The 20,700-nt window shown below is 59.2% G+C and carries 19 protein-coding genes and 2 pseudogenes; 10 read left to right on the plus strand and 11 right to left on the minus strand.

The window, feature by feature from the left end; translation table 11 throughout:
• The 3 genes and pseudogenes from HX803_RS21400 to HX803_RS33185 form a co-directional block, all read left to right on the plus strand.
• Positions 1 to 1,394, plus strand: a pseudogene (locus HX803_RS21400) (RHS repeat-associated core domain-containing protein); the annotation flags it as partial.
• Positions 1,394 to 2,029 (plus strand): hypothetical protein, encoded by a 636-nt coding sequence (locus tag HX803_RS32825; RefSeq protein ID WP_256732901.1) that lies wholly within the window; start codon positions 1,394 to 1,396, stop codon positions 2,027 to 2,029. The pseudogene HX803_RS21400 and the gene HX803_RS32825, both read left to right, overlap by 1 nt.
• Positions 2,030 to 2,245: 216 nt before the next feature.
• On the plus strand, positions 2,246 to 2,482 hold the full coding sequence (locus HX803_RS33185) for a hypothetical protein (RefSeq protein ID WP_372339936.1): 237 nt from the start codon (positions 2,246 to 2,248) through the stop codon (positions 2,480 to 2,482).
• A gap of 39 nt (positions 2,483 to 2,521) precedes the next feature.
• Here HX803_RS33185 and HX803_RS21410 read toward each other — a convergent pair whose 3' ends face one another.
• The gene (locus HX803_RS21410; protein ID WP_176999060.1) at positions 2,522 to 2,959 is read right to left on the minus strand and encodes a DUF3995 domain-containing protein; all 438 of its coding nucleotides are present in this window, start codon (positions 2,957 to 2,959) and stop codon (positions 2,522 to 2,524) included.
• Positions 2,960 to 3,052: 93 nt separating this feature from the next.
• Here HX803_RS21410 and HX803_RS21415 point away from each other — a divergent pair, with 93 nt between their 5' ends.
• Both HX803_RS21415 and HX803_RS21420 read left to right on the plus strand, forming a co-directional pair.
• Positions 3,053 to 3,442 carry a DUF2946 domain-containing protein gene (locus tag HX803_RS21415; protein ID WP_178923299.1) on the plus strand — a complete coding sequence of 130 codons (390 nt, stop codon included), beginning with the start codon at positions 3,053 to 3,055 and terminating at the stop codon, positions 3,440 to 3,442.
• A gap of 95 nt (positions 3,443 to 3,537) precedes the next feature.
• Positions 3,538 to 5,664 (plus strand): TonB-dependent siderophore receptor, encoded by a 2,127-nt coding sequence (locus tag HX803_RS21420; RefSeq protein ID WP_178923301.1) that lies wholly within the window; start codon positions 3,538 to 3,540, stop codon positions 5,662 to 5,664.
• A gap of 139 nt (positions 5,665 to 5,803) precedes the next feature.
• Here HX803_RS21420 and HX803_RS21425 read toward each other — a convergent pair whose 3' ends face one another.
• Positions 5,804 to 6,820 (minus strand): ABC transporter substrate-binding protein, encoded by a 1,017-nt coding sequence (locus HX803_RS21425; RefSeq protein WP_178923302.1) that lies wholly within the window; start codon positions 6,818 to 6,820, stop codon positions 5,804 to 5,806.
• A gap of 132 nt (positions 6,821 to 6,952) precedes the next feature.
• Positions 6,953 to 7,402, minus strand: coding sequence for a hypothetical protein (locus tag HX803_RS21430; protein WP_174244875.1), 450 nt, complete (start codon positions 7,400 to 7,402; stop codon positions 6,953 to 6,955).
• A gap of 414 nt (positions 7,403 to 7,816) precedes the next feature.
• Here HX803_RS21430 and HX803_RS21435 point away from each other — a divergent pair, with 414 nt between their 5' ends.
• From HX803_RS21435 to HX803_RS21445, 3 genes are all read left to right on the plus strand, one after another.
• On the plus strand, positions 7,817 to 8,092 hold the full coding sequence (locus tag HX803_RS21435; RefSeq protein ID WP_218647132.1) for a hypothetical protein: 276 nt from the start codon (positions 7,817 to 7,819) through the stop codon (positions 8,090 to 8,092).
• Between the two features lie 110 nt (positions 8,093 to 8,202).
• Positions 8,203 to 8,433 carry a hypothetical protein gene (locus HX803_RS21440; protein WP_178923303.1) on the plus strand — a complete coding sequence of 77 codons (231 nt, stop codon included), beginning with the start codon at positions 8,203 to 8,205 and terminating at the stop codon, positions 8,431 to 8,433.
• A gap of 71 nt (positions 8,434 to 8,504) precedes the next feature.
• On the plus strand, positions 8,505 to 8,741 hold the full coding sequence (locus HX803_RS21445) for a DUF2789 domain-containing protein (protein ID WP_178923304.1): 237 nt from the start codon (positions 8,505 to 8,507) through the stop codon (positions 8,739 to 8,741).
• Between the two features lie 6 nt (positions 8,742 to 8,747).
• Here the strand turns inward: HX803_RS21445 and HX803_RS21450 are convergent, their stop codons facing one another.
• From HX803_RS21450 to HX803_RS21460, 3 genes are all read right to left on the minus strand, one after another.
• Complete coding sequence (locus HX803_RS21450; protein ID WP_176999053.1) at positions 8,748 to 8,951, minus strand: hypothetical protein; 204 nt, start codon at positions 8,949 to 8,951, stop codon at positions 8,748 to 8,750.
• Positions 8,952 to 9,065: 114 nt separating this feature from the next.
• A complete protein-coding gene (locus HX803_RS21455) occupies positions 9,066 to 10,748 on the minus strand; it encodes a methyl-accepting chemotaxis protein (protein WP_372339935.1) in 1,683 nt (560 codons plus the stop codon).
• Positions 10,749 to 10,843: 95 nt separating this feature from the next.
• On the minus strand, positions 10,844 to 11,248 hold the full coding sequence (locus HX803_RS21460) for a TraR/DksA C4-type zinc finger protein (protein ID WP_010564800.1): 405 nt from the start codon (positions 11,246 to 11,248) through the stop codon (positions 10,844 to 10,846).
• Positions 11,249 to 11,621: 373 nt separating this feature from the next.
• Between HX803_RS21460 and HX803_RS21465 the strand changes: the two genes are divergently transcribed.
• A complete protein-coding gene (locus HX803_RS21465; RefSeq protein WP_178923306.1) occupies positions 11,622 to 14,372 on the plus strand; it encodes a dermonecrotic toxin domain-containing protein in 2,751 nt (916 codons plus the stop codon).
• 39 nt (positions 14,373 to 14,411) lie between these two features.
• Complete coding sequence (locus HX803_RS21470; RefSeq protein ID WP_178923307.1) at positions 14,412 to 16,259, plus strand: hypothetical protein; 1,848 nt, start codon at positions 14,412 to 14,414, stop codon at positions 16,257 to 16,259.
• A gap of 239 nt (positions 16,260 to 16,498) precedes the next feature.
• On the opposite strand, the gene HX803_RS21475 is transcribed toward HX803_RS21470, so the two are convergent.
• The 5 genes and pseudogenes from HX803_RS21475 to HX803_RS21495 all read right to left on the minus strand — a co-directional run.
• Positions 16,499 to 17,521 carry an ABC transporter permease gene (locus HX803_RS21475; RefSeq protein ID WP_026083090.1) on the minus strand — a complete coding sequence of 341 codons (1,023 nt, stop codon included), beginning with the start codon at positions 17,519 to 17,521 and terminating at the stop codon, positions 16,499 to 16,501.
• 25 nt (positions 17,522 to 17,546) lie between these two features.
• A complete protein-coding gene (locus tag HX803_RS21480) occupies positions 17,547 to 19,100 on the minus strand; it encodes a sugar ABC transporter ATP-binding protein (RefSeq protein ID WP_176999050.1) in 1,554 nt (517 codons plus the stop codon).
• A gap of 64 nt (positions 19,101 to 19,164) precedes the next feature.
• The gene (locus HX803_RS21485; RefSeq protein WP_176999049.1) at positions 19,165 to 20,094 is read right to left on the minus strand and encodes a sugar ABC transporter substrate-binding protein; all 930 of its coding nucleotides are present in this window, start codon (positions 20,092 to 20,094) and stop codon (positions 19,165 to 19,167) included.
• Between the two features lie 48 nt (positions 20,095 to 20,142).
• Positions 20,143 to 20,328 (minus strand): hypothetical protein, encoded by a 186-nt coding sequence (locus tag HX803_RS21490; protein WP_176999048.1) that lies wholly within the window; start codon positions 20,326 to 20,328, stop codon positions 20,143 to 20,145.
• A gap of 151 nt (positions 20,329 to 20,479) precedes the next feature.
• Positions 20,480 to 20,700 (minus strand): annotated as a pseudogene (locus HX803_RS21495) (gfo/Idh/MocA family oxidoreductase); the annotation flags it as partial.

Raw genomic sequence — 20,700 nt, forward strand, 5'->3', positions numbered from 1 at the left:
AAAGCCGGCCAGGAACACCAACGCCAACAAGGCCAACTGCTCAGCCACTACCACTACGACGACCAACAACGCCTGCACGCCCACACCATCACCCAGCAGGAGCACCACCTCTACGCACGCCACTACACCTACGACAACGCCGGCAACCTCACCCGCCTGCTCGACACCCGCAAGGGTCAGCACGACTACACCCACGACCCACTGAACCGCCTCACCCGCGCCGACCATTCCCAAGACCTGCAAGAACGCTTCGCCCATGACCCGGCCGGCAACCTGCTCATGCAAAACCGCCCCGGCCCGGACATCGTGGCGGGTAATCGGCTGATGATTCAGGGGGATCGACATTATGACTATGACGCGTTCGGCAACCTGATCCGTGAGCGGCGTGGGCGTGGGCACGCACTGGTCACCGAGTACCGTTATGACTGTCAGCATCGGCTGATTGGTATCACCCAACCCACGGACAGGTGGCTAGCTATTGCTACGATCCGTTCGGGCGACGGATCAGCAAAACCGTTGATGCGATAACGACCGAGTTCTTTTGGCAAGGCGACAAGCTGATTGCCGAGCACCATAAGGACCGGCATCGCAGCTACCTCTACGAGCCCGGTAGCTTCAGACCACTGGCTTTACTGGAAGGCTTCGGCCCCAAACAAACCAAGCCCTTCCACTACCAACTCGATCACCTCGGCACACCGCAGGAACTGACCGCCCCCAACGGCGAAATCGTCTGGTCCGCCCACTACCGCGCCTACGGTGAAATCAGTCGCCTGGACGTCGGAAAAGTCGACAACCCGCTGCGTTTTCAGGGCCAGTACTTCGATCAGGAAAGCGGGCTGCACTACAACCGCCATCGCTACTACAATCCGGATATTGGTCGTTACCTGACGCCGGATCCGGTGAAGCTGGCGGGTGGAATCAACGCGTACCAGTATGTGCCCAACCCTACGGGGTGGGTGGATCCGCTGGGTTTAAACACATGTCCCGGAGGGGATGGGTGTAAACCATCACGCAACACCGAGAGTCCAGAAAAACACGTAAATGCTATCGACGCAGAGCCGACGTTACCGGCTCCCAACTCAAAACAAGAAAATACCGTCAGGGTGCGGCATTACACGAGCAGAAAAGGCTCAAAAGGTATCGAAAAGGATGGAGTGATATTCGCTCAAGATAACAATAGGGTTTATCTGGAGCCTGCAAAAGAAAAAGTCCTGAGTCCAACAGGCGCACAGGAAAAGTATCAAATCAGCAAAAATAAAGGCCGAGATTACATTGAGATGGATGTGCCTGAATCAAGACTGGAATGGATTAAAAACCCTAGATACAACACAATGGAACTAACGGTGATAGGGAACCTGATAATAAAAAACCCTAAAATCACGAGGAGAAAATAATGCTAAAGCAGAATCAAAATATAACACTCACAGGACCAGAAGCACTTGACGTGCTCAAAGAGATCGAGTTCATATTGATATCCTTACACAAAATGGGCAGCTTTTATGGCGAAAAGCCTAACTCCACCGACGAATATAGAAAAGCAACTACCGATTTCATTGATGATTACGCGGTCACTCATCGCCTAGCAAATGTACGGTCCATAATCTCTCGAAAGTTTGACGACACTCTTGGAGATGATGACATGGACGACATAGAACGACATGTCTCTGACTTGACTTTCTGGACGCCAGATCAGCCTCTAAATAAAAGAGTTCGCATTACAGATCCGTTTGAAATCCCGAAAGGAATTATCGAACAAATAAATTGCAAACCAAATGAACTATGGGTTGTTTTTTCCGATCTCCAGGGCAATTTTCTAGAGATCATATTTCATAATCCTATCGCTTTTCAGGCTACTTGTGCACTTGGCGCTGAGACAAACGGTATAAGCGAAGAAAGCATCGAACCCTCACAACTCTCCCAAAAGACTACCAACATACAAAACAAGAAAAGCTACTGCTTCAAATCGCACGACGACTCAGAAGCCGTTCTCACAATTATCGCTGATGGATACAGCGTCGAACGTATATAACAAGCAGCAAAGAGTCTATGTCCCCATGAGTAACTGCAAGGCGATGAGCGATAGTAAAATTGAAAATCTTATCAGCGAATATTTAGCGAAAGTAAAGAAAGCAATAGACTTACTTAAGTACGCTTTTGGGACCCAAAATATCCTTGGCTTACGGCACACTAAAAAATCCCGCAACGAAGCTCAGTAAGTGGCGATGTAACCTACGAACTGCATGGGATTGGCTGCCGTGTTTACATATCTGAAATATGTATCGACTTCGACTACGACCCTGATGACAGGGTCGACGGTTTCGACCTTTGGCGGCTATTTATATACGCTTGTGAGCTTCCGGAAAAATACAAACAGTACACAGATAGAGAATTTCTGGAGAACGATTTCAACGAGTACCTAAAGCTAGGCAAAGCCAAGAAAACCCCAGGTGCGATGTCCAGTTTGTACTTTATTGAACCATGACTGTGATAACCGGGCTGATGACCGATCAGCCTCTCACTCTCACCCCCACGCCACCACCAACAACCCCACCCCCAACACCAAACACAACGGCGAATAAAAATACGTATCCAACTTCGCAAACCTGGACCCACTCACCTTCTTGAAAAAACCCACCAGCTCCGAATCCCCGATCGCCCTGGCAAACATGATCACGGCTATGGCGCTGATTCCCCATTGCAACGCGCCATGGGACACCGCCGAGAAATACAGCCCGGCGCGCAGGCAAACCAGCAGCGCTATGGCCACCAGCCCCATCGCCACCAGAAAGGTGCCCAAGGCCGAAGGCTTGAATGCTGGCCGTGGCCCTCGGGCGAATTCGCCGGGTAACTGGGGGATGGCGGCCAGGCTGCCGAGCTTACCGCCTGCGGCCCAGTACAAGTGCACCATGCTGATGCAGGTGAAAATCCCGACAATCCATCGTGCGATGACGAAGCTCATGGCTGGCTCTCCCTGAAAACGTGCGGATGAGGATAGTCGGCCTGAGATTTTTTGTAGGCATTTCGTCGGCCGCTGATGGTAAAGTGCCGCCCCATGAAAATCGCCCGTGCCGACCGCTCGCTCATTGCCTGGATGCTCTATTGCTGCGTCCTGTTCAATGTGTTCGCGTGCAGTATTGGTCATGGGCAGATGCTGGGGATGCAGCTCAATGGCATCGGCGGGCAGTTCTGTACGGTAGACCCGCGTACCCAGGCGCCGGTACAGAAGAACTCGACCGACGAGAACCTGCCGACGCTGTCGAAGGCGTTCGGTTGCCCGCTGTGTTCAACGGGTGGCATGGGCCCGGCGCTCAATACCAGCCTCAATGTGGCGGTGCTGCCACAACCTCACGCGCCACCGCCTGCGGTGGTTGTGGCTGCCGACATCCCTGCCCGCTTCACCTGGCCCACGGCTCACCCGCGCGCGCCGCCTGTTTTTGCCTGACACCTTCGCTTTCTGATCAGCACTGACCACCGTTCCCGTTGGGGATTACGGCCGGCTGTGCGTTGTTTTCAAGCCAAGTTTTTCAGGATTCAATCATGAAGCATCTTCCCCTATTGGCGGGCCTGTTCGGCTGCCTGCCTGTTTGCGCCGTGGCTATCGAGTTGGCCCCCACCACCATTGATGGCGATCAAGCCGCTGAGCCTGGCCTGGTGCTGGATCAATCCAGCGGCATGGCGTCGCGCCTCGGACTGAGCGTGCGGGAGACCCCGGCGTCAGTCGCTATCGCCAATCACGATGACATCGAGCGCCATGGCGCCAAGACTTTCCGCGATGCGGCCAACACCCTGCCCGGCGTCAACGCGAGTGCACCGCCGGGGTTTGGCGGTTTCGTGTCGTACCGTGGTTTTACCAGCAGCCAGATCACCCAGATGTTCAACGGTATCAATGTCGCCACCGGCCTGGCACGTCCGGTGGATGCGTGGATCTACGACCGCGTCGAGCTGGTGGGCGGCCCCTCCTCCCTGATCAACGGCGCCGGCTCCGTGGGCGGCTCGCTGAACTACGTGACCAAACTGGCCACCCGTGAAGAGCAAGCTGCCAAAGGCCAGCTCACCTATGGCAGCTACGACACGGCCGGCATGGCCTTCGGTGTCAACCACGCCCTGACCGAACCGGGTGCCGAGGTGCAGCACTACGCGCGCCTGGATGTGAGCCGCAACACCAACCACAGCTACATTGATCGCGATCAGCGTGATGCCTGGAGTGTGGCGTTTTCCCTCCTGAGTGACTTGACCCCCAACCTGTCCCACACCCTGGCCCTGGAATACCAGGATGAGCACGAAGACAGCCCTTACTGGGGCACGCCAGTGCTCAACCCCAAGGCCGGCGAATTGAAGATCGACCGGCATAACCGCTTCAATAACTACAACGTCGCCGATGGTCGTTATGAACAACGCACGATCTGGGCGCGCTCGATCATCGATTACCGGATCAACGACAGCACCACCCTGAAGAACACCCTGTATCACCTGGACAGCCAGCGTGATTACCGCAACCTGGAAACCTACCAGTACAACGCCGACAACAGCGCGGTGAACCGCTCCACCGCCTACCAGGTGCGCCATCAGGGTGAGCAGAACGGCAACCAGTTCGAGCTGCGTCACGACAGCAGTGTGTTCGGTTTGTCGACCACGTGGTCCGGCGGTTTTGAATACAAGGTCAACAGCACCACCAACAACCCGCTGAACGTGCCGGGCAACAGCACGGTGGACCCGAACAATTACAACCCGGGGCACTTCTATGACATCCCGGGCACCAAGCCCGGCTTTGTCAGCGACAAGACCAACGAGGTCACCACCCGTGCGCTGTTCGTGGAAAACCGCCTGGGCCTGACCGATAAACTGTCCCTGCTCACCGGCCTGCGCTACGACGCCATCGACCTGGACGTGACCAACCACCGTACGGTGACGGCAACCAACCCACGACACTTCACCCGCCGTTGGGAACCGATAACCGGCCGCGTGGGCCTGACTTACCAGTTCATCCCGACGGCCAATGTGTATGTGCAATACAGCACCGCCGCCGAGCAGCCGAGCACGACTACGCAAGTGTTCGACGTCTCGACGGGAAAACAGTGGGAAGTGGGCAGCAAGTTCGACTACCTGGACGGTCGCGGTTCGGCCACCGTTGCCGCCTATAAGATCGAGCGCAAGGACTTTGCCGTCACCGACCCGCTGGACCCGACCAACAGCATTCCAGTGGGCGCACAATCGTCCAAGGGCATTGAGTTGGCCAGCTCGCTGCGCATCACACCGACGTTATTGGCTGAAGGCAACTTCGCCTGGGTCGACGCCGAATACGATGACTTCAACGAGAAAATCGCCAGCGGCGCGGTGGTCTCGCGCAAGGGCAATACGCCGACCAACGTGCCCAAGCAGGTGGGCAACCTGTGGCTGACCTATGACTTTGCCGAGGACTGGCAAGGCGGTGTGGATGCACGGTACGTGGCGCAAGTGTATGCAGACAATGCCAACACCCAGACGGTGCCGGCCTATACGTTGTTCGGGACATTCCTGCGCTACAAGGTGGATTCGCACACCTCGGTGACCGGTCGCGTGCGCAACCTGACCAATGAGGTGTATGCCGAGTTTGCCCATGTGTCACCGGCGTATTACCTGGGGTCGCCGAGGACCTTCGAATTGGCCGTGCAAACCAAGTTCTAAAACATACCACCCGGTCAATGTGGGAGCCGGGCTTGCCCGCGATAGCGGTATATCGGGCGATAAATTTGCTGGCTGGCTCACCGCTATCGCAGGCAAGCCAGCTCCCACATTGGGTTCTCCACTCGGCAAAATATCCCGGTTACTTGAGACTTGCCTCAACCTTCTGCGCCACATCCTCAGTCAACCACGCCTTCCACACTTCAGGATGCTCCTTGAGAAACACCTGCGCCACGTCCCGCGGCGGCGTGTGATTTTCACTCATCGCCGCCAACGCTTTATTCAACGGGTCAATCGGAAACTGAACCTTGGTGAAAAACTCAGCGATCTGCGGATGCTCCTTCTGAAACGGTGTGGACACACCAATGCTCAATTTGGACGCCAATGAACGCGTCGGCCTTGGGTTGGGGTTGTCCGCATCGGTCAGCGTTTTCCAGGCGTCGACGTCAAACGGTGGTTCTTCCAACTGAATCAGTTTGAAACGGCCCATCAGGGGAGTCGGTGACCAGTAGTAGAACAGCACCGGCTTACCGCGACGAATCGACGAGGCGATTTCGGCATCCAAGGCTGCGCCCGAACCGCTGCGAAAATTCACATAACTGTCGTCCAGGCCGTAGGCCTTGAGCTTCTGGGCGTTGACCACTTCAGAAGTCCAGCCGATGGGGCTGTTGAGAAAGCGACCCTTGCCGGGAGACTCCGGGTCCTTGAACACGTCCTTGTAGCGCGCCAGGTCCTGCACGCTCTTGAGGTCGGGCGCCAGCGGCTTGAGGCCTTTGGCAGCGTCGCCCTTGACCACATATTCCGGCACCCACCAGCCTTCGGTCGCGCCTTTGACCGTATCGCCCAGGCCCACCACCTTGCCTTCGGCTTCGGCCTTGATCCACACGGGGCTGCGGCCGGCCCACTCTTCGCCAATCACCTGGATGTCATTCTTGGCCAGGGCGGTTTCCAGGGTGATGGTGGTGCCGGGCAAGGTATCCGTGGGCAGGTCATAGCCCTTCTCCACGATAAACCTCAGCACCTCGGTGATGAGGCTGCCGCTTTCCCAGTTCAGGTCAGCAAAATGCACCGGCGCCTCGGCGGCACTTGCTGGCAACGTCGCCATCGACAGGCCAATGGTAGTCAGCGATGCAGCCAACAGCGTTCTCAATCCTTTCATGCCTTTGCACCTCGCGATGTCGCAGCAAATAGCGGATGGCTTTGCTGCCTATGCGCGAAGCCTCTAAGTAGTTAAGTCAACTCAACTGTAGTAGAGGTTCCGGGAGAGAACGGTACACGCGATGTTTATGGACTACTCGCTAGCCTTGAAGGTCACCAGTTCGCCCTTGCGCCACTTGGCGGCCTTGCCGGTCACGGCCTTGAGGGTCTTGGTCAGCCCTTCCTGCAATTGCTCGTTGGCGGCAAACACCAGCATGACGCTGTGGCCTTCCTTGAACACGATGCCCTGGCCTTCGGCAGAAGACACAAAGGCGTAATCGCCCAGGCCATATACGGTCAACTTGATGTCGCGGAACTTCAGTTCGAACTTGCCACCTTCACGGCTGGGCAATACGGCGGCACGAAAGTGATCGCCGACCTTGAGTTCCAGGCGTGGCTTGTCGTCCACGACCATCGCTGTTTCGGTATCGATTTCAGCGATGTAGATACCTTCCGGCGTCTGTTCAGTGATGTAAACAAAACGGGATTGAAACTGCTTGACCAACTTTGCGCGCAAATCACCCAGCACGAATAACGCGTGCATATCCAGATTACTGACTGCCAAGGAAACGCCCCCACATCAAAAAGAGCGCCGACCGCCTGAGCGGGCAGCACAAGAAAAGGCCGTAACGGCACGATCACACAACACATTCGTAAAAAAGCTGAAAAAGGGCCTGCAGCCGCGCCGCAAGACTCGTACAGACGTACGCGATGGACCTTTTGCAAGGTCATCCGGCATCACAGCAAATCACAGGTTCAACGACCAGAGAACACGGGTCGGCCAACTTCAGAGAATAACCCAATCAAAAATGCAGTTTTCCGACAGCCTAAACAAATGTAACGATCTGGCTAGGAACTCGACCAAGGCTGCCGCCAACAATACTAAAACAGCAACACGGGTCAAAACCACCCGAAACGCTGCTGGTGGGTCAACAAGATCGATCAACGGGAGCTGGCCATGCAACACTCACGACACGATACACCCTATTCCGCCACTCGTTCATCCTGCCAGGACGAGCAACCATATTACTGCCTGCATGGCCGTGACGGATACCCGGATCCGGTCCTCTACCAAGTGATTCCCGCCGGCAGGAATTTTTTTCATATCCGCGAAGTCACCAGTGGCCGGGTCAAAGGCTTTCGCAGCAACCATGACAAAGCCTGCGAGCTGGCCAAGAAACTGGAGGCGGTCCTGCAGGCCCCCTACGGCGTGGTCGTTTCATCACCTGAGTGAGTTTACTGCGCCGTCGCTGCCCAACAACTGCCATACTGGCCCGTCCATTGAAGTTTGTCCCTTGCGGGTCAGGTTTCATCAGTGCAGTTACCTCGAAGGGAAGGCTATACGTGACGGAATTTGATATTGGCGAATTTTTCATCCATGGCGATGCCAGGGAAGTAGACGGTGAGTTTCAGGCAGTCATCATCATGCGCGCCAAACCACCGCTGACCACGGTCACCACGCACCAGGTCGAAAAAGATCGCTGGTTCAAAACCGTCGACGCCGCGGCCATCGCGGCCAAGGAAGCCGCAGTCGCGTTGAAGGCTGCGGTGGATTGCGGCGCACTCAACTCCTGATAATCCGATAGAACTCTGAAGCGCGGCAGGCCTCCCATGCACAACGACCATCACCTTGCAGGGAGATCGATATGGACGCGCCCGTACCCACGCTGGAAACACTGTTTGAACAACTGGGCCTGGACTCCACGCCCGAGGCGATCGACGCATTCATCGTCGCGCACCCGCTGCCTGAAGACGTCAAGCTGATCGACGCGCCCTTCTGGACGCCCCAGCAAGCGCAGTTCCTGAAGGAAGAATTGCGCGAAGACGCCGAATGGGCGATTGCCGTGGACGAGTTGAACCAGCGCCTGCACCAACCGCAGTAAGGCTGCTTAATGCAGGCTGTCTGACTGTTCCAGGCGCAACAGCGCTTGCCAGGCAGCCTGGCATTCCTGGGCTTCTTCACGGCTGGCGAATGCCGTGCCGCGCTGTTCCCCGTTCAGCAGCACCACCCAACAAGCTTTCTGACCCAGCGCACGCAGGGTTTCAGGCACACCACTGCCGATCATCACGGCGACATCGACTTTGTTTTGCATGGCGCTTCTCCGCAGCATTAGTTAGCTTGCTAACAATGTTCGCCATGCTACGGTTTTCTGCCAGTAGGAAAAAGCTATCCCCGGAATAGCTGCATTGCATAAACCGCAACAATCCTAATGGGCAGGCTTTGCCCCTTCCGGCTTATAGCCCAGGCGCAGCCCGCCCCAGTGCCGGCCCTTGACCATGATCGGCACCGACAAGTCGTGCATCAGCTCGCCGGTGTCACGGGTATACGTCTGCAACAGCACCGCCTGTTGATGGCTGCCGCAACGAATGCCGGTACGGTCTTCGAACTTGCGTTTGGTGCGGTTCTGCACGGCATCCACCTGTGCATCGCCGGTCAGGGCGTGAGAAAACGCTTTGTTATGAGTCGGCACATAACCCTGGGGCGTGCAGGCAATCGCGAACACCAGCCCCTCGTGACGGGGCAGCAAGGCTTCCTGAATCGCTGGCAAGACCTGATCGGTATAGCCGTCAAAACGCGTGTGGTACTTGCTGGGGCTGGTATTGGGAATGGCGGTGTAGCTGCGATCGAACAGGTCTTCCAGGCTGATACGGCTTTGCTGCACATCGGCCTCGAACTGCTCGGCAATACGCTGGGCGCCTTCGCGGGCCAGGTCATAGATACGCTGGTGATAGTCATCCAGCCCGACTTCGGCCAGGCGTTCGCTGATGGTCTCAGCCTGCCCTTCCATTTGCACAGCCGCGTCAGCGAGCTGGCGGGTTTGCTGGTCGCTCACGGTCAGGTCGCTGCGCATCTGCTCCACGGCATGGAACAGACTGTCGAGCTGGGTGCGGTTGGTATCGGCGCCCTCGGCAATCTCATTGACCTGCCCTTCTACATCCGCCGCCAGCCTGGCGATGCTTTCCAGTTGTTCACCGGCGTGTTCCACCTGTTCGACACCGGTGTGCAGGTCCGCCGAGAGTTGGCGAATCTGCTCCACCACCTGGGCCGTGCGTTGTTGGATATCGGCGACCATCACCCCGACTTCATCCGTGGCAGTGGCTGTGCGCCCGGCCAGCCCGCGCACTTCATCAGCCACCACGGCAAACCCACGCCCATGCTCACCGGCACGCGCGGCTTCGATGGCGGCGTTCAAAGCCAACAAATTGGTCTGGCTGGCAATGGACTGGATCACCAGGGTGACCCGCTGGATCTCTTCGCTACGCTGGCTCAGGGCTTCGATCAGCTCGCGGCTGGCGTTGGCACGTTGGCTGAGCTGGTGCATGCGGGTGATCGACTGAGCCAGCACTTCCCGCCCTTCGGTACTGCGCCGGTGGGCCTGGCTGGCCGCTTCCAGGGCTTGGCGACTGAGTTGGGAGGTGACCTTTTCCGTACCGATCATCACCTCGGCGCTGCCGACGATTTGCTTGGCCGCGCTCAACTGCGATTGCAAACGCCCGGCCAGTTGCTTGACCGAATAGGCCACGCCGGCAGCAGACAGCGCGTTATGGCTGGTGGTGTAAGAAAGGTCGCGAGTCAGCTCACCCATCGCATCGGCACCTTCGGCAGGCGCAATCACCGGCGCGCGATGTTTAAGGCGGGGCAGCCAGATCACCAGCAAGGCCAGTGGCAGGCACAGGTACAGCGGCAAGCTGGCAAACGCCAGGCTCAGCAGCACGAGCACCAGGGCAGTGCTCTGCAAGCACGGCGTCAGCCAGCCGGGCAGCCCGCGCGCCACCGAATGCGGTGGCACTGCTGCACTCATCAGAGATCCGTCTCCAGCCATCGTTGTTACCCCACTGCTTGTCGTTATTGTGTCTGCATTAAACGCCACTATCAGGCCATTATCCATGGGCCTTTAGTGGGGTGGCTTGCAGCAGATCAATAGACGGGGCGTAACAGGTGTTTCCCGGGGGCACCGATGGCTCGGCCCCCCGTTTCACCGCATCAGGCTTGACGCTGGTGCTTGTCGATCTGCTCGTGGCGCTCTTGCGCTTCGATGCAGTACTTGGTGGTCGGGCTGATCAGCAGGCGCTTGAGGCCGATTGGCTCGCCGCTGTCATCACACCAGCCAAAGGAATCTTCCTTGATGCGCTCCAGTGCGCGCTCAAGTTGCGGCAGCATGCGCTGGTCGCGGTCGATGGCGTTCACCAGCCAGGTGCGCTCTTCTTCAACGGAAGCGGCGTCGGCCGGGTCAGCCGGGGTGTCCAGGCTTTCAATGGCGATACGGTTCTGTTCAATGCGCTCGTGGTGTTCCACTTTCATGTCTTGCAGCAACTGCTCGAAAAAAGCGTGCTGTTCGGCATTCATGTAGTCATCCGCCGGCATGGCCAGCAACTTTTCCTTTGTCATTGATTTCTCTATAAAAAATACGTGCATTAAGGCGAATAAGGGAGCGTTCCGGCCGACCTCTGCAGGTCTCGGAAGGGCGCCGTCCATTCCAAGCGCCACCCGGCACTCAATTTACGAGGGGCGGCAGTCTAAGGCCGACTTGAGGGCGCAGCAACTGAAAAGACAGGCATTTTTTCCCAGATAACCCCCAAAAGCACCAGGACGGGCTCGGCGAACGGTCATCGGAGTGCGTTTATAGCAAGAAATTCAGGGTTGTGGAGCTATATAGAAGACAAACGGTTGATAAGCCCCCAGCAATACATAACGCCAGGCCGGGGGTGAATAGGCATTAGCTGATGGCCTCTGCGATTTTGCAGTGGCACAAGGAGCTTTCATGCTTACCCCTCCCAACCCATCGGCTGCCGCCGTCAGCGCTCAATTCGCCAACCGACCCTCACTGGCGGCAGTGGCGCGGCAACTGCTTGCGACTTCTATTGCCCAGGCCTACCCCTCACTCACCCTTGACCTGCAGCGAACCCAGCTCGCCACCCCGCTGGCCAGCGGCTGGAAGCTTGAACCCTTCATGCCAGTGGTGCTGGAGTACCTGGCCAAGGGCACCCTGCCAGATTTTCGGGACCACGACGGTCGCCCCGCCTACCTGTCCGACCGACCACCCGCCCGGCTCACGGCGCCAGACGGACAGCCACTGGATATGCAGGTCATCGCAAAGCAGGTCCAGGTCCTGGCCTGGACACTGCCCATCGCCCTGCAAAACAGCCTGGCCAGTTTCTGGGGCACTGAACGCTGGCGTTGGCTCAGCGATGTATTGCGAGACACCCTGAACATCGGAGCCATCAGCCAACCCGACCTCACCCGGCCTGAACGGGACATGCTCGGCCAGCTCATCGACTGCCCCGACCGTGACCAACGTTTCACACGCTGGGGCGACACTGCCGTGCACGCCTACCTTCCCCATGCCACCCTCAAGGCCGGTAGCCGGGTACAGAAACGGCTGGGCACCGACCTGTTGCTGGTGTGCTCGCTGCAAAGCCAGGCCCGCGTGCTGCTTTGCCCCTCCACGGGTCCCTGCACAGGCTTCAACAGTGTCGACGAGGCCTTGCGGGCCTGGGTCCAGGGCATCACCCAGGACGAAATAATCGAACACATCACCCTGCAGCGCTACGAGCCGGACGGCAACCTGTTCGACACCCAGGCCGCCGCCTTGCTCAACCAGCAGTTGGAGCGCCTGCAACAGCTCAAATTGCCCCAACAGCAGACACCCGACCAACTCCAGGCGCTGTATCGCACCCTCACAGACCCGGCCAGTGTCTTTTCCAGCACTGCGCCACACCCCGTGCTCCAAGCTTTGCGCAAGCAGGTTCCTGGCTGGCTGCAACAGGCATCCGAGGAGGAGCGTGCACGCTACCGGCACTACGCCTTGCAACTGGCCAGTGCCAAAAAACGCAGCCAGGGTCGGACCTTTCTCAGTGACATCCCGGACCTGCGCACCTTCACCCGCACCGCCCTGCTGAACCAACTCAAGAGGGACCAACTGAGCCTTGAACCGAATCACACCACCCCGCTGCTGCCCGAAGACCTGCAACTGACCTTCAACGTGGCCGCTGGCTACCCAGGCGGTGCCGGGTTTGTCGACAAGGTACACATGACCCTCGTTGACCTGGCGATCAACAACTTGCAAGGCCAACCCCGAGGGCGGCTCACCGTGACCCATCGTTTCGGCGAATCGCTGCCCGCCTGGTTGACGTCCGACTATCTCCTCGGCAGTAACGGGCTTATCCAGCGCGTCGATATCGGCAAGACCTACCCGGAGCTGCTCCAGACCCGGTTACTGGCAGACAGTGAAGACGCTCGCCAACGGCAGCGGGACTTTGCCGCACAGACCGAGGCACAACTGCCCCTGCAAGCACTGGAACTGAGCCTGCGACGGCAACACGGGTTCACGCCACAAGGGGCGGCCTACGTAGCGGCGCTGATGAACACCGATCAACGCCAAGTCGATGGCCAAACCATCGTCATCCGCCACCTGGCCCTCGTGCGCAAACCACAGGCTGCGGCAGATGGGGTGAGCAACATGTACATCATCGAACCCGAAAGCGCCGAGTCAGGGGTTCACATCCTGTACCGCCCCCTGTATGCCGATGCCCTGCAGCAGTTCCCCAGCCGCCAGGCCATGCTGGACGCGATTGCCCGCCCCGGAGAACTGCAAGACAGCGTGCTGGCCTGGCTGTCCGACACCGCACGCCCCATTTACGCCAATGGCGGCTTCCACGAGCCCCGCTATGTGCGATTCGGCCTGGGCAGCGAGTTCGACACACCGGAGATCCCCAAGCCCGTCACCCTGGCCACCGACGGGATCAGCGATGAACTCCTGCAATTCCTCGCCAACGGCCACCTGATGCAGTACCTGTACGGCTGCAACGCCCGCGCCCTGGTGGACCAGGCGGACCGGGAAACGGTGTCCAATGCCGAGAGCCGCTGGAAAATATTGCTCGAAGGCGCCAGCCTGCTGTTCAACACCCTGCTGCTGCCGCTGGCACGTGGGCCCTTCATGCTCGCGGGCTGGCTGTTCAGCCTGATGGATGCCGCCAGCAAGGACCTGCCGGCACTCAATAGCCAGGACCCGATCGCACGGGAGTTGGCGGTGGTGGATCTGCTGCTCAATGTGGGCATGCTGATGTTCCAGATGACGCCTTCCTCGACGGCACCGGTTATCCATGAGCACGCCAACTCCGTTCCGACGCCTTCGCCGTTTGCGGCGCGCCGTGCCGAGCAATGGCCGCAACCACCGGAGCCCGTATTGCAACAAGGTCCGGTTCTGCTGGAGAGCCAGGGGCTCACCGACACCGTGTTCGACTTCAGTTTCTCCAGTGCCCGCGACCAACTGAGCCCCAGCCAGCAGGAACGCCTGTGGCGACTGCAGGCGCCGAAGCCGCAAACCCTGCCTGAACCGGTCCTCAATGGGCCGCGACGGGGTCTCTATCATCATCTGCGTGACTGGTACGCGCTGATCGAACATCGCTGGTACCAGGTCAGGCTCGAAACAGAGGGCGGCGTGGTGATCGTCGACCCCTTTGACACCACTCGGCTCGGCCCATACCTGCAAACCGACGGCCACGGCCACTGATCACTCGACCTGCGCCTGCGCCTGCGCCTGCTCGGCGGCATGCCTCCCAAGCGAATTGCTGCCGCGCGCGAACGCAAGGCCCTGCGCACGCAGCAACTGCTCGATGAGCAGGCGCTCTTTCTCAACAGTCGCCAGCAAGCGCTGCAGACCAAAGTCGACATGGCGCAACAGCTGATGCACCGCGCCGCCAGCAACACCCAATACTCCGACGCCGCCCGGGCCAACACCCGCACGAATTTCGACCGCGCGCTGCACGAGCAGATAAACGCCTACCAGGCGCTGCTCGACAGCCGTCAGGAACGCATGGAGCTGGGCATCCCCATGCCCGTCAACGCTGCGGCGGTGTTCCTGGAGAACACGGTGATCAACGCCCGCAAGTCAGTGGTGGTGGCCGACATGGACCGCCAGGCGCTGTATGCCGAACACCCTGACTTCAGTGGTCCTTACGAACAGGCGTTGCCGTCGATCATCGCCAACCCGGCGCGCTATGCACAATTCCTCATGAGCCTGAGCCGCATCCATGAACGCCAGATCCAGGCCCTGGAGCTCAAGGACCGTCACCTCCTGGAGCTGTTCAACGTTGGCCAACCCGGGTTGGACGCGTTCAACCGCCTGACGCTCAATCGCCCGGATGAGCTCACTGCCCTGTCACTCAAATACCTGCAGTTGCAAAACCTCAAATACCTGAGCCGAAAGGACTGGCGCGTCGGCTTGTTCACCAATGAACTGGACCTGGCCCTGGACCCACTGGGTCCACACCTGCGCACCCACAGCGAACTGAACCTGCTCAACCTCAGCCCGGCCGATCGCATGGCCGTACTGGACAGCCTGTTCCTGCAGTACGGCCAGGCCGTAGACGCGCTGCAAGGCGTAGCGCTGGTGCACGCCGAAGCGCTGGACAACACGTACTTCCAGCCCTTGCAGGCCTTGGTCACCTCCTTGTATCAGGACGTGCTGCTGCAATTGGCCGCTGAGTTCAAGCCATCTGCCGAGATGCCCAAAAGCCCGCCAAAACGGGCGATGACCGCGCCTGGAAAACCGCAGAAAAAAGTGATCAAGACCCGCAGGCAAGGCATCCTGATCGGTGACGTGAAGCCCGCTGGCAGCACCTTGCCCATCGAGGTGGTGGAGGTTCGCACCGAACAGGCAGACGAACTGCTGGTGACCTATTCACAGCACGAGAGCGGCTGGGATGAGGTCCTCGAGCAGCGCCGCCCAAGCGCGCCCGCGCCCGACACTCGCGCCTTGAACGTGATCAAAGGCGAGGCACGCAAGCGCGTCAAGGACCTGGCCGCCATCATTCAGCGCCAGGAAGGTTACGCAACGATGTCGCGATTCCCGATCGAAATACAGGAAAGCCTGGAGAACGAGGCTGCACGCTTCACCGAACTGGCGGGCGAACTGGAGCGGGCGATTGCAGCCCTGGCGCCCGACCTGCAACTTACGGCCGACCGCAACCTGGCGGCAGAACTGCGCAGTGCGTCCGATACCATGATTGCCAAGGGGCATGAGCTGCGGGTCCAGCGCACGTTGGAGCTGCCCCCCACCGACAGCCATGTGGCGTACCTGCTTGGGCAGGACAAGATCCAGCTCGCCAGCCTCGGCCCACGGGTAGCCATGCGTGGGGAGCGAAAGGACTTCATCCAGGAATATGCCGTCAACGACAAGCGCGGCTTTCCGTTGTGGTATGCACACTTCCATTACGCCAAGGCGGACACGCCCAAGGCCGAGTACAGCGTCGCCCACCTCAAGACCAAGGCCCAGCGCACCGAGAGCTACTACTCACTGCTGAACAAGGCACAAAGCCCACAGAGTGTGGTGGACGTGCATCGCGGCGGGATCAGCCGGGAGCTGGCCGAACGCCGGTTCCTCCCCCTCGCGCCTTGATGCAGTGAGCAGGCTTGCCCGGCGCGGCGGTGTGTCAGGTTGGCTTCAGGGGGCTGGTGTACCGCGGCGCGGGGCAAGCCCGCTCACTACAAACTGCAGCTGACTTGTAGTGAGCAGGCTTGCCCTGCGCGGCGGTGTCAGGTTGGCTTCAGGAGGCTGGTGTACCGCGGCGCGGGGCAAGCCCGCTCACTACATGCGCCAGGCGCAGTGCACCATCGCGCATTTCCGAGGGGGCAGCACTAACGTTTGAGCTTGCGCTTGTTACGGTATTGGTCGATCACCACCGCGATGACGATGATCAGGCCCTTGATGATGTCCTGGATGTACGCATCCACCCCGACAAAGGTAAACCCGCTGGCCATCACCCCGAGGATCAGCGCGCCGATCACGGTGCCGGTGATGCGCCCTACCCCGCCCGCCAGGCTGGTGCCGCCGATCACGGCCGCCGCAATCGCGTCCAGCTCATAGGACATGCCCATGCCCGCCTGCCCGGTCGCGGCACGTGCCGAGGCCACCACGCCGGCCAAGCCCGCCAGCAGGCCCGCAATGCTGTACACGATGATCAAGTGGCGCTTGACGTTGATGCCCGAGGTCCGCGCCGCCTGCATGTTGCCGCCGATGGCGTAGGTGTATTTGCCGTACTTGGTGTAGCGCAGGGCAATGTGGAAGATCACCGCCACCACCAGGAAGATGATCACCGGCATCGCGCCATGGCCGATGGCCGTGTACGAATCCGAGAGCATGCTCACCGGCTGGCCTTCGGTGTAGTAACGCGCCAGGCCACGGGCCGAGACCATCATGCCGAGGGTTGCAATAAAAGGTGGAATCCCCGTGACGGCGATGATGCTGCCGTTGATTGCCCCGGCCAACAGCCCCACGCCCAGCCCCATCGCCACCGGGATCCACACCGGCAAGTCGGTCAGGCTGGGGAACACCGCCCGGGAAAAGTCCGACGTCTGCGCCAGGCTCGCGGCGATCATCGCCGACAGCGCCAGCACCGAGCCGGAGGACAGGTCGATCCCTGTGGTGATGATCACTTGCGTCACACCGATGGCCAGCAGGCCGATGATCGACACCTGCAGGATCATCAGCACCAGGCGCTGGGAGTTCATCAAAAAGCTCTGGTCGCGCACGATCCAGCCGAACAGTTCAAACACCAGGCCGATGCCGATCAGCACCAGGAAAATGCTCAGTTCGGTCGGCATGCGTCGACGGTGCTTGACCGGTGCCGTGGCGGGCTTGTTGTCTGTTATTGCGTTCATAGCCAATCACCTTCTTATTCTGTAGTCAGTGGACTGCGGTCATACCGGAAGCCAACTGCATGACTTTTTCCTGGGTCGCTTCGCTGCGGTCCAGGGTGCCCATCAGGTCGCCCTCGTGCATCACCATCACCCGGTCGCTCATGCCCAGCACTTCGGGCAGCTCGGAGGAAATCATGATCACCGCCATGCCTTCACTGGCAAGGAAGGAAATCAAACGGTAAATCTCGGCCTTGGCGCCCACGTCGATGCCACGGGTGGGTTCATCGAGGATCAGCAAGCGTGGATTGGTCATCAGCCAGCGCGCCAGCAGGGCCTTCTGCTGGTTGCCGCCCGACAGGGTGTCGATACACTGCTCCAGGGACGGCGTCTTCACCCGCAGTTTCTTGCACATGTCTTCGCACAAGGCGCGCAGGGCTTTCTGCTGGATAAAACCGTTGCCGGTGTAATGCGGCAACACCGCCATTTCCATGTTCTCCAGCACCGACAGGCACGGGAACAGGCCGCTGAGCTTGCGGTCTTCGGTCAACAGCGCAAACCCCTTTTCGATGGCCATGTGCGGGTCGGTGATGCGCACCGGCTTGCCGTCCAGGGTGATCTGCCCACCAGAGCTTGGGGTGATGCCAAAAATGGTTTCCGCCACATTGGTGCGGCCTGAGCCCATCAACCCGGCGATGCCAAGGATTTCACCCGCATGCAGGTCGAATGACACGTCCTTGAACACGCCATCCAGGCGCAGGTCGCGCACCGACAGCAGCAGGTCGCCAATCGGCGTCTCACGCACCGGGAACAGCTGGCTCAGTTCACGGCCGACCATCATCGAGATCAGGCTGTCGCTGTTCATGCTGTCGGCGCGTTGCAGGCCGATGTAGTGGCCGTCACGGAACACCGCCACTTCATCGGCAATGGCGAACACTTCGTTCATTTTATGGGTGATGTAGACGATGCCTTTGCCCTGGGACTTGAGGTCGGCAATGATCGAAAACAGGTGGGCCACTTCCTTTTCGGTAATGGCCGAGGTCGGTTCATCCATGATCAGGATGTCGGAGTCGTAGGACACGGCCTTGGCAATCTCGACCATCTGCCGTTCGGCGATGCTCAGGTTGCCCACGTGTTCCTCGGGGTCCAGGTTGATGCGCAGGCGTGCCAGCAATTCGGCGGTGCAGCGGTGCATTTCGCGGTGGTTGACCATGTGCAGGCTGTTGAGCTGCTCGCGGCCGATCCAGATGTTCTCGGCGATGCTCATGTGCGGCATCAGGTTGAGTTCCTGGTGGATCATCGCGATCCCGGCCTTCTGCGCTGCCAGGGGCGTTTCAAACACAATCGGCTTGCCGCGCAGGCGAATCTCGCCGGCGTCGGGCTGGTAGATGCCGGCGATGATCTTCATCAACGTCGACTTGCCCGCACCGTTCTCGCCCATCAGCGCCAGCACCGTGCCGGGGCGTACCCGCAGTTGCACGTCGGCCAGGGCCACGACACCGGGAAAGCCTTTGCTGATGTTGACGATTTCCAGCAGGTAGGGTTCTTCCAACGGCTGAGGCTGGATACCGGGAGGCTGCGAGACAGTCGCTTGAGCGAGCATAGAAGGTACTCCATCTGCGGGGCGACCGAGGCCGCCCCGCCGGCTTATTGTTGTTATGTCAGGGCTATTTGAAATCTTTAACGTTGTCCGGAGTGATCAGCTGGAACGGGATCACCACGTTCTGCTCGATAGGCTCGTTCTTGGCCATCTTGCGTGCTGTCTCCACCGACTTGTCGGCCTGGCCCTTGGCGTCCTGGAAGGCCGACACGGTCATGTCGCCCTTGGTGATCGCGTTCAAGCCATCTGGGGTGCCGTCGACACCGGCGATCAACACGCCCTTCTTGCCCGCCGACTTGAGCGCCATGGAAGCACCGATGGCCATCTCATCGTTGTTGGCCAGCACCGCCTGGAAGTCGCGGCCCTGGGTCAGCCAGTCGTTGACCAGGGTCATGCCCTTGTCACGCAACCAGATACCGGTCTGTTCCTGTTCCACCTTGATGCCCGGGTATTTGGTCAACACTTCCTTCACACCCTTGGTACGGTTGGTGGTGGAGTTGTTCGCCAGGTCACCCAGCAGGATCACGATATTGCCCTTGCCGCCGAGCTTTTCGGCGATGTACTGCATTTGCAGCTTGCCGGCCTCGACGTCGTCGGAGGTCACGGCCGCCACGCCTGGGGCCAGGGTCGGGCTGTCAGGACGACGGTTGACGAACACCAGCGGGATTTTTGCCGCAGTAGCCGCCTTGATGATGTTGGCGGTCGAGGCGGTGTCCACCGGGTTGACGATGATCGCGTCGACCTTCTGGCTGATGAAGTTCTCAACCTGGCTCAGTTGCTTGACCACGTCAGCGCGGGCGTCTTCGAACTGCAGTTGCACACCGTCCCCCTTGGGATAGGACTTGGCTTGCTTGTCCATGTCTTCGCGCAGGTAAGTCAGGAAGGTGTCATCGAACGCGGACATGCTCACACCTATCTTGAGGTCGGCAGCCGAGGCAAAGCCACTGGCAAGCAGCATGGACAGGGCCAGCGCGGTAAAACGGATCGGGGTCTTCATGAACGGTCTGTCTCCAATTTCTTGTTGGTTTTTTGGACGTTGCGTTTATCAGAGCGGTACGGGCGAAGACGGCAGTCGAACCACCGGCGCCCCTGGAATGCAGCACACCAGCGCGTCTTTATTTTCGACGATCAGCACATTGAGGAAGGAGAAGTAGAACGGCCGGGCGCGGGGCAGGCCGCGTGGCGTGTGGGCAGGGCGTAAAACTCGCAGTACAGCGTTGAAGATTTTCATCTGACGGTACCTGGTTGTTTTTGATCTTGTTTTTGTTGAGCCGCTCGAATCGAGTCCGAACGTACTTTATGCAACCTGGAAAAGACTTTATTGGAAAATAATTTCCATATCAACAAGTTTTAGAATTTTATTCTATTTTTCTGGAAAAGCCCTACAGCGCCTTCGTTTCGACCACCTGACGACGCTCATGACTGAGCCGTGCGGCGTCCAAAATACGCGTGGTTTCCAGTGCATCAGCGGCCTCCACCGGCAGCGGCCCCTGCCCTTGCACAGCACTGTGCAACTGTCGATAGAACTGCGTCCAGCAGCCTTTTTCCGACGGCACCCGCTCACGCTCCTCGCCCTGCTCGAACCAGCCCCAGCGCCGGTGTT

The organism is Pseudomonas sp. P7548, assembly GCF_013386585.1.
In the GTDB taxonomy this organism is placed as follows: domain Bacteria; phylum Pseudomonadota; class Gammaproteobacteria; order Pseudomonadales; family Pseudomonadaceae; genus Aquipseudomonas.

What these genes read in the sequence shown, in the direction of transcription:
- HX803_RS32825 (WP_256732901.1), top strand. Translation starts at nt 1,394, where the DNA reads ATGCTAAAGCAGAATCAAAATATAACACTCACAGGACCAGAAGCACTT.
- HX803_RS21410 (WP_176999060.1), bottom strand. Translation starts at nt 2,959, where the DNA reads ATGAGCTTCGTCATCGCACGATGGATTGTCGGGATTTTCACCTGCATC.
- HX803_RS21415 (WP_178923299.1), top strand. Translation starts at nt 3,053, where the DNA reads ATGAAAATCGCCCGTGCCGACCGCTCGCTCATTGCCTGGATGCTCTAT.
- HX803_RS21420 (WP_178923301.1), top strand. Translation starts at nt 3,538, where the DNA reads ATGAAGCATCTTCCCCTATTGGCGGGCCTGTTCGGCTGCCTGCCTGTT.
- HX803_RS21425 (WP_178923302.1), bottom strand. Translation starts at nt 6,820, where the DNA reads ATGAAAGGATTGAGAACGCTGTTGGCTGCATCGCTGACTACCATTGGC.
- HX803_RS21430 (WP_174244875.1), bottom strand. Translation starts at nt 7,402, where the DNA reads ATGCACGCGTTATTCGTGCTGGGTGATTTGCGCGCAAAGTTGGTCAAG.
- HX803_RS21435 (WP_218647132.1), top strand. Translation starts at nt 7,817, where the DNA reads ATGCAACACTCACGACACGATACACCCTATTCCGCCACTCGTTCATCC.
- HX803_RS21445 (WP_178923304.1), top strand. Translation starts at nt 8,505, where the DNA reads ATGGACGCGCCCGTACCCACGCTGGAAACACTGTTTGAACAACTGGGC.
- HX803_RS21450 (WP_176999053.1), bottom strand. Translation starts at nt 8,951, where the DNA reads ATGCAAAACAAAGTCGATGTCGCCGTGATGATCGGCAGTGGTGTGCCT.
- HX803_RS21455 (WP_372339935.1), bottom strand. Translation starts at nt 10,748, where the DNA reads ATGGATAATGGCCTGATAGTGGCGTTTAATGCAGACACAATAACGACA.
- HX803_RS21460 (WP_010564800.1), bottom strand. Translation starts at nt 11,248, where the DNA reads ATGACAAAGGAAAAGTTGCTGGCCATGCCGGCGGATGACTACATGAAT.
- HX803_RS21465 (WP_178923306.1), top strand. Translation starts at nt 11,622, where the DNA reads ATGCTTACCCCTCCCAACCCATCGGCTGCCGCCGTCAGCGCTCAATTC.
- HX803_RS21470 (WP_178923307.1), top strand. Translation starts at nt 14,412, where the DNA reads ATGCCTCCCAAGCGAATTGCTGCCGCGCGCGAACGCAAGGCCCTGCGC.
- HX803_RS21475 (WP_026083090.1), bottom strand. Translation starts at nt 17,521, where the DNA reads ATGAACGCAATAACAGACAACAAGCCCGCCACGGCACCGGTCAAGCAC.
- HX803_RS21480 (WP_176999050.1), bottom strand. Translation starts at nt 19,100, where the DNA reads ATGCTCGCTCAAGCGACTGTCTCGCAGCCTCCCGGTATCCAGCCTCAG.
- HX803_RS21485 (WP_176999049.1), bottom strand. Translation starts at nt 20,094, where the DNA reads ATGAAGACCCCGATCCGTTTTACCGCGCTGGCCCTGTCCATGCTGCTT.
- HX803_RS21490 (WP_176999048.1), bottom strand. Translation starts at nt 20,328, where the DNA reads ATGAAAATCTTCAACGCTGTACTGCGAGTTTTACGCCCTGCCCACACG.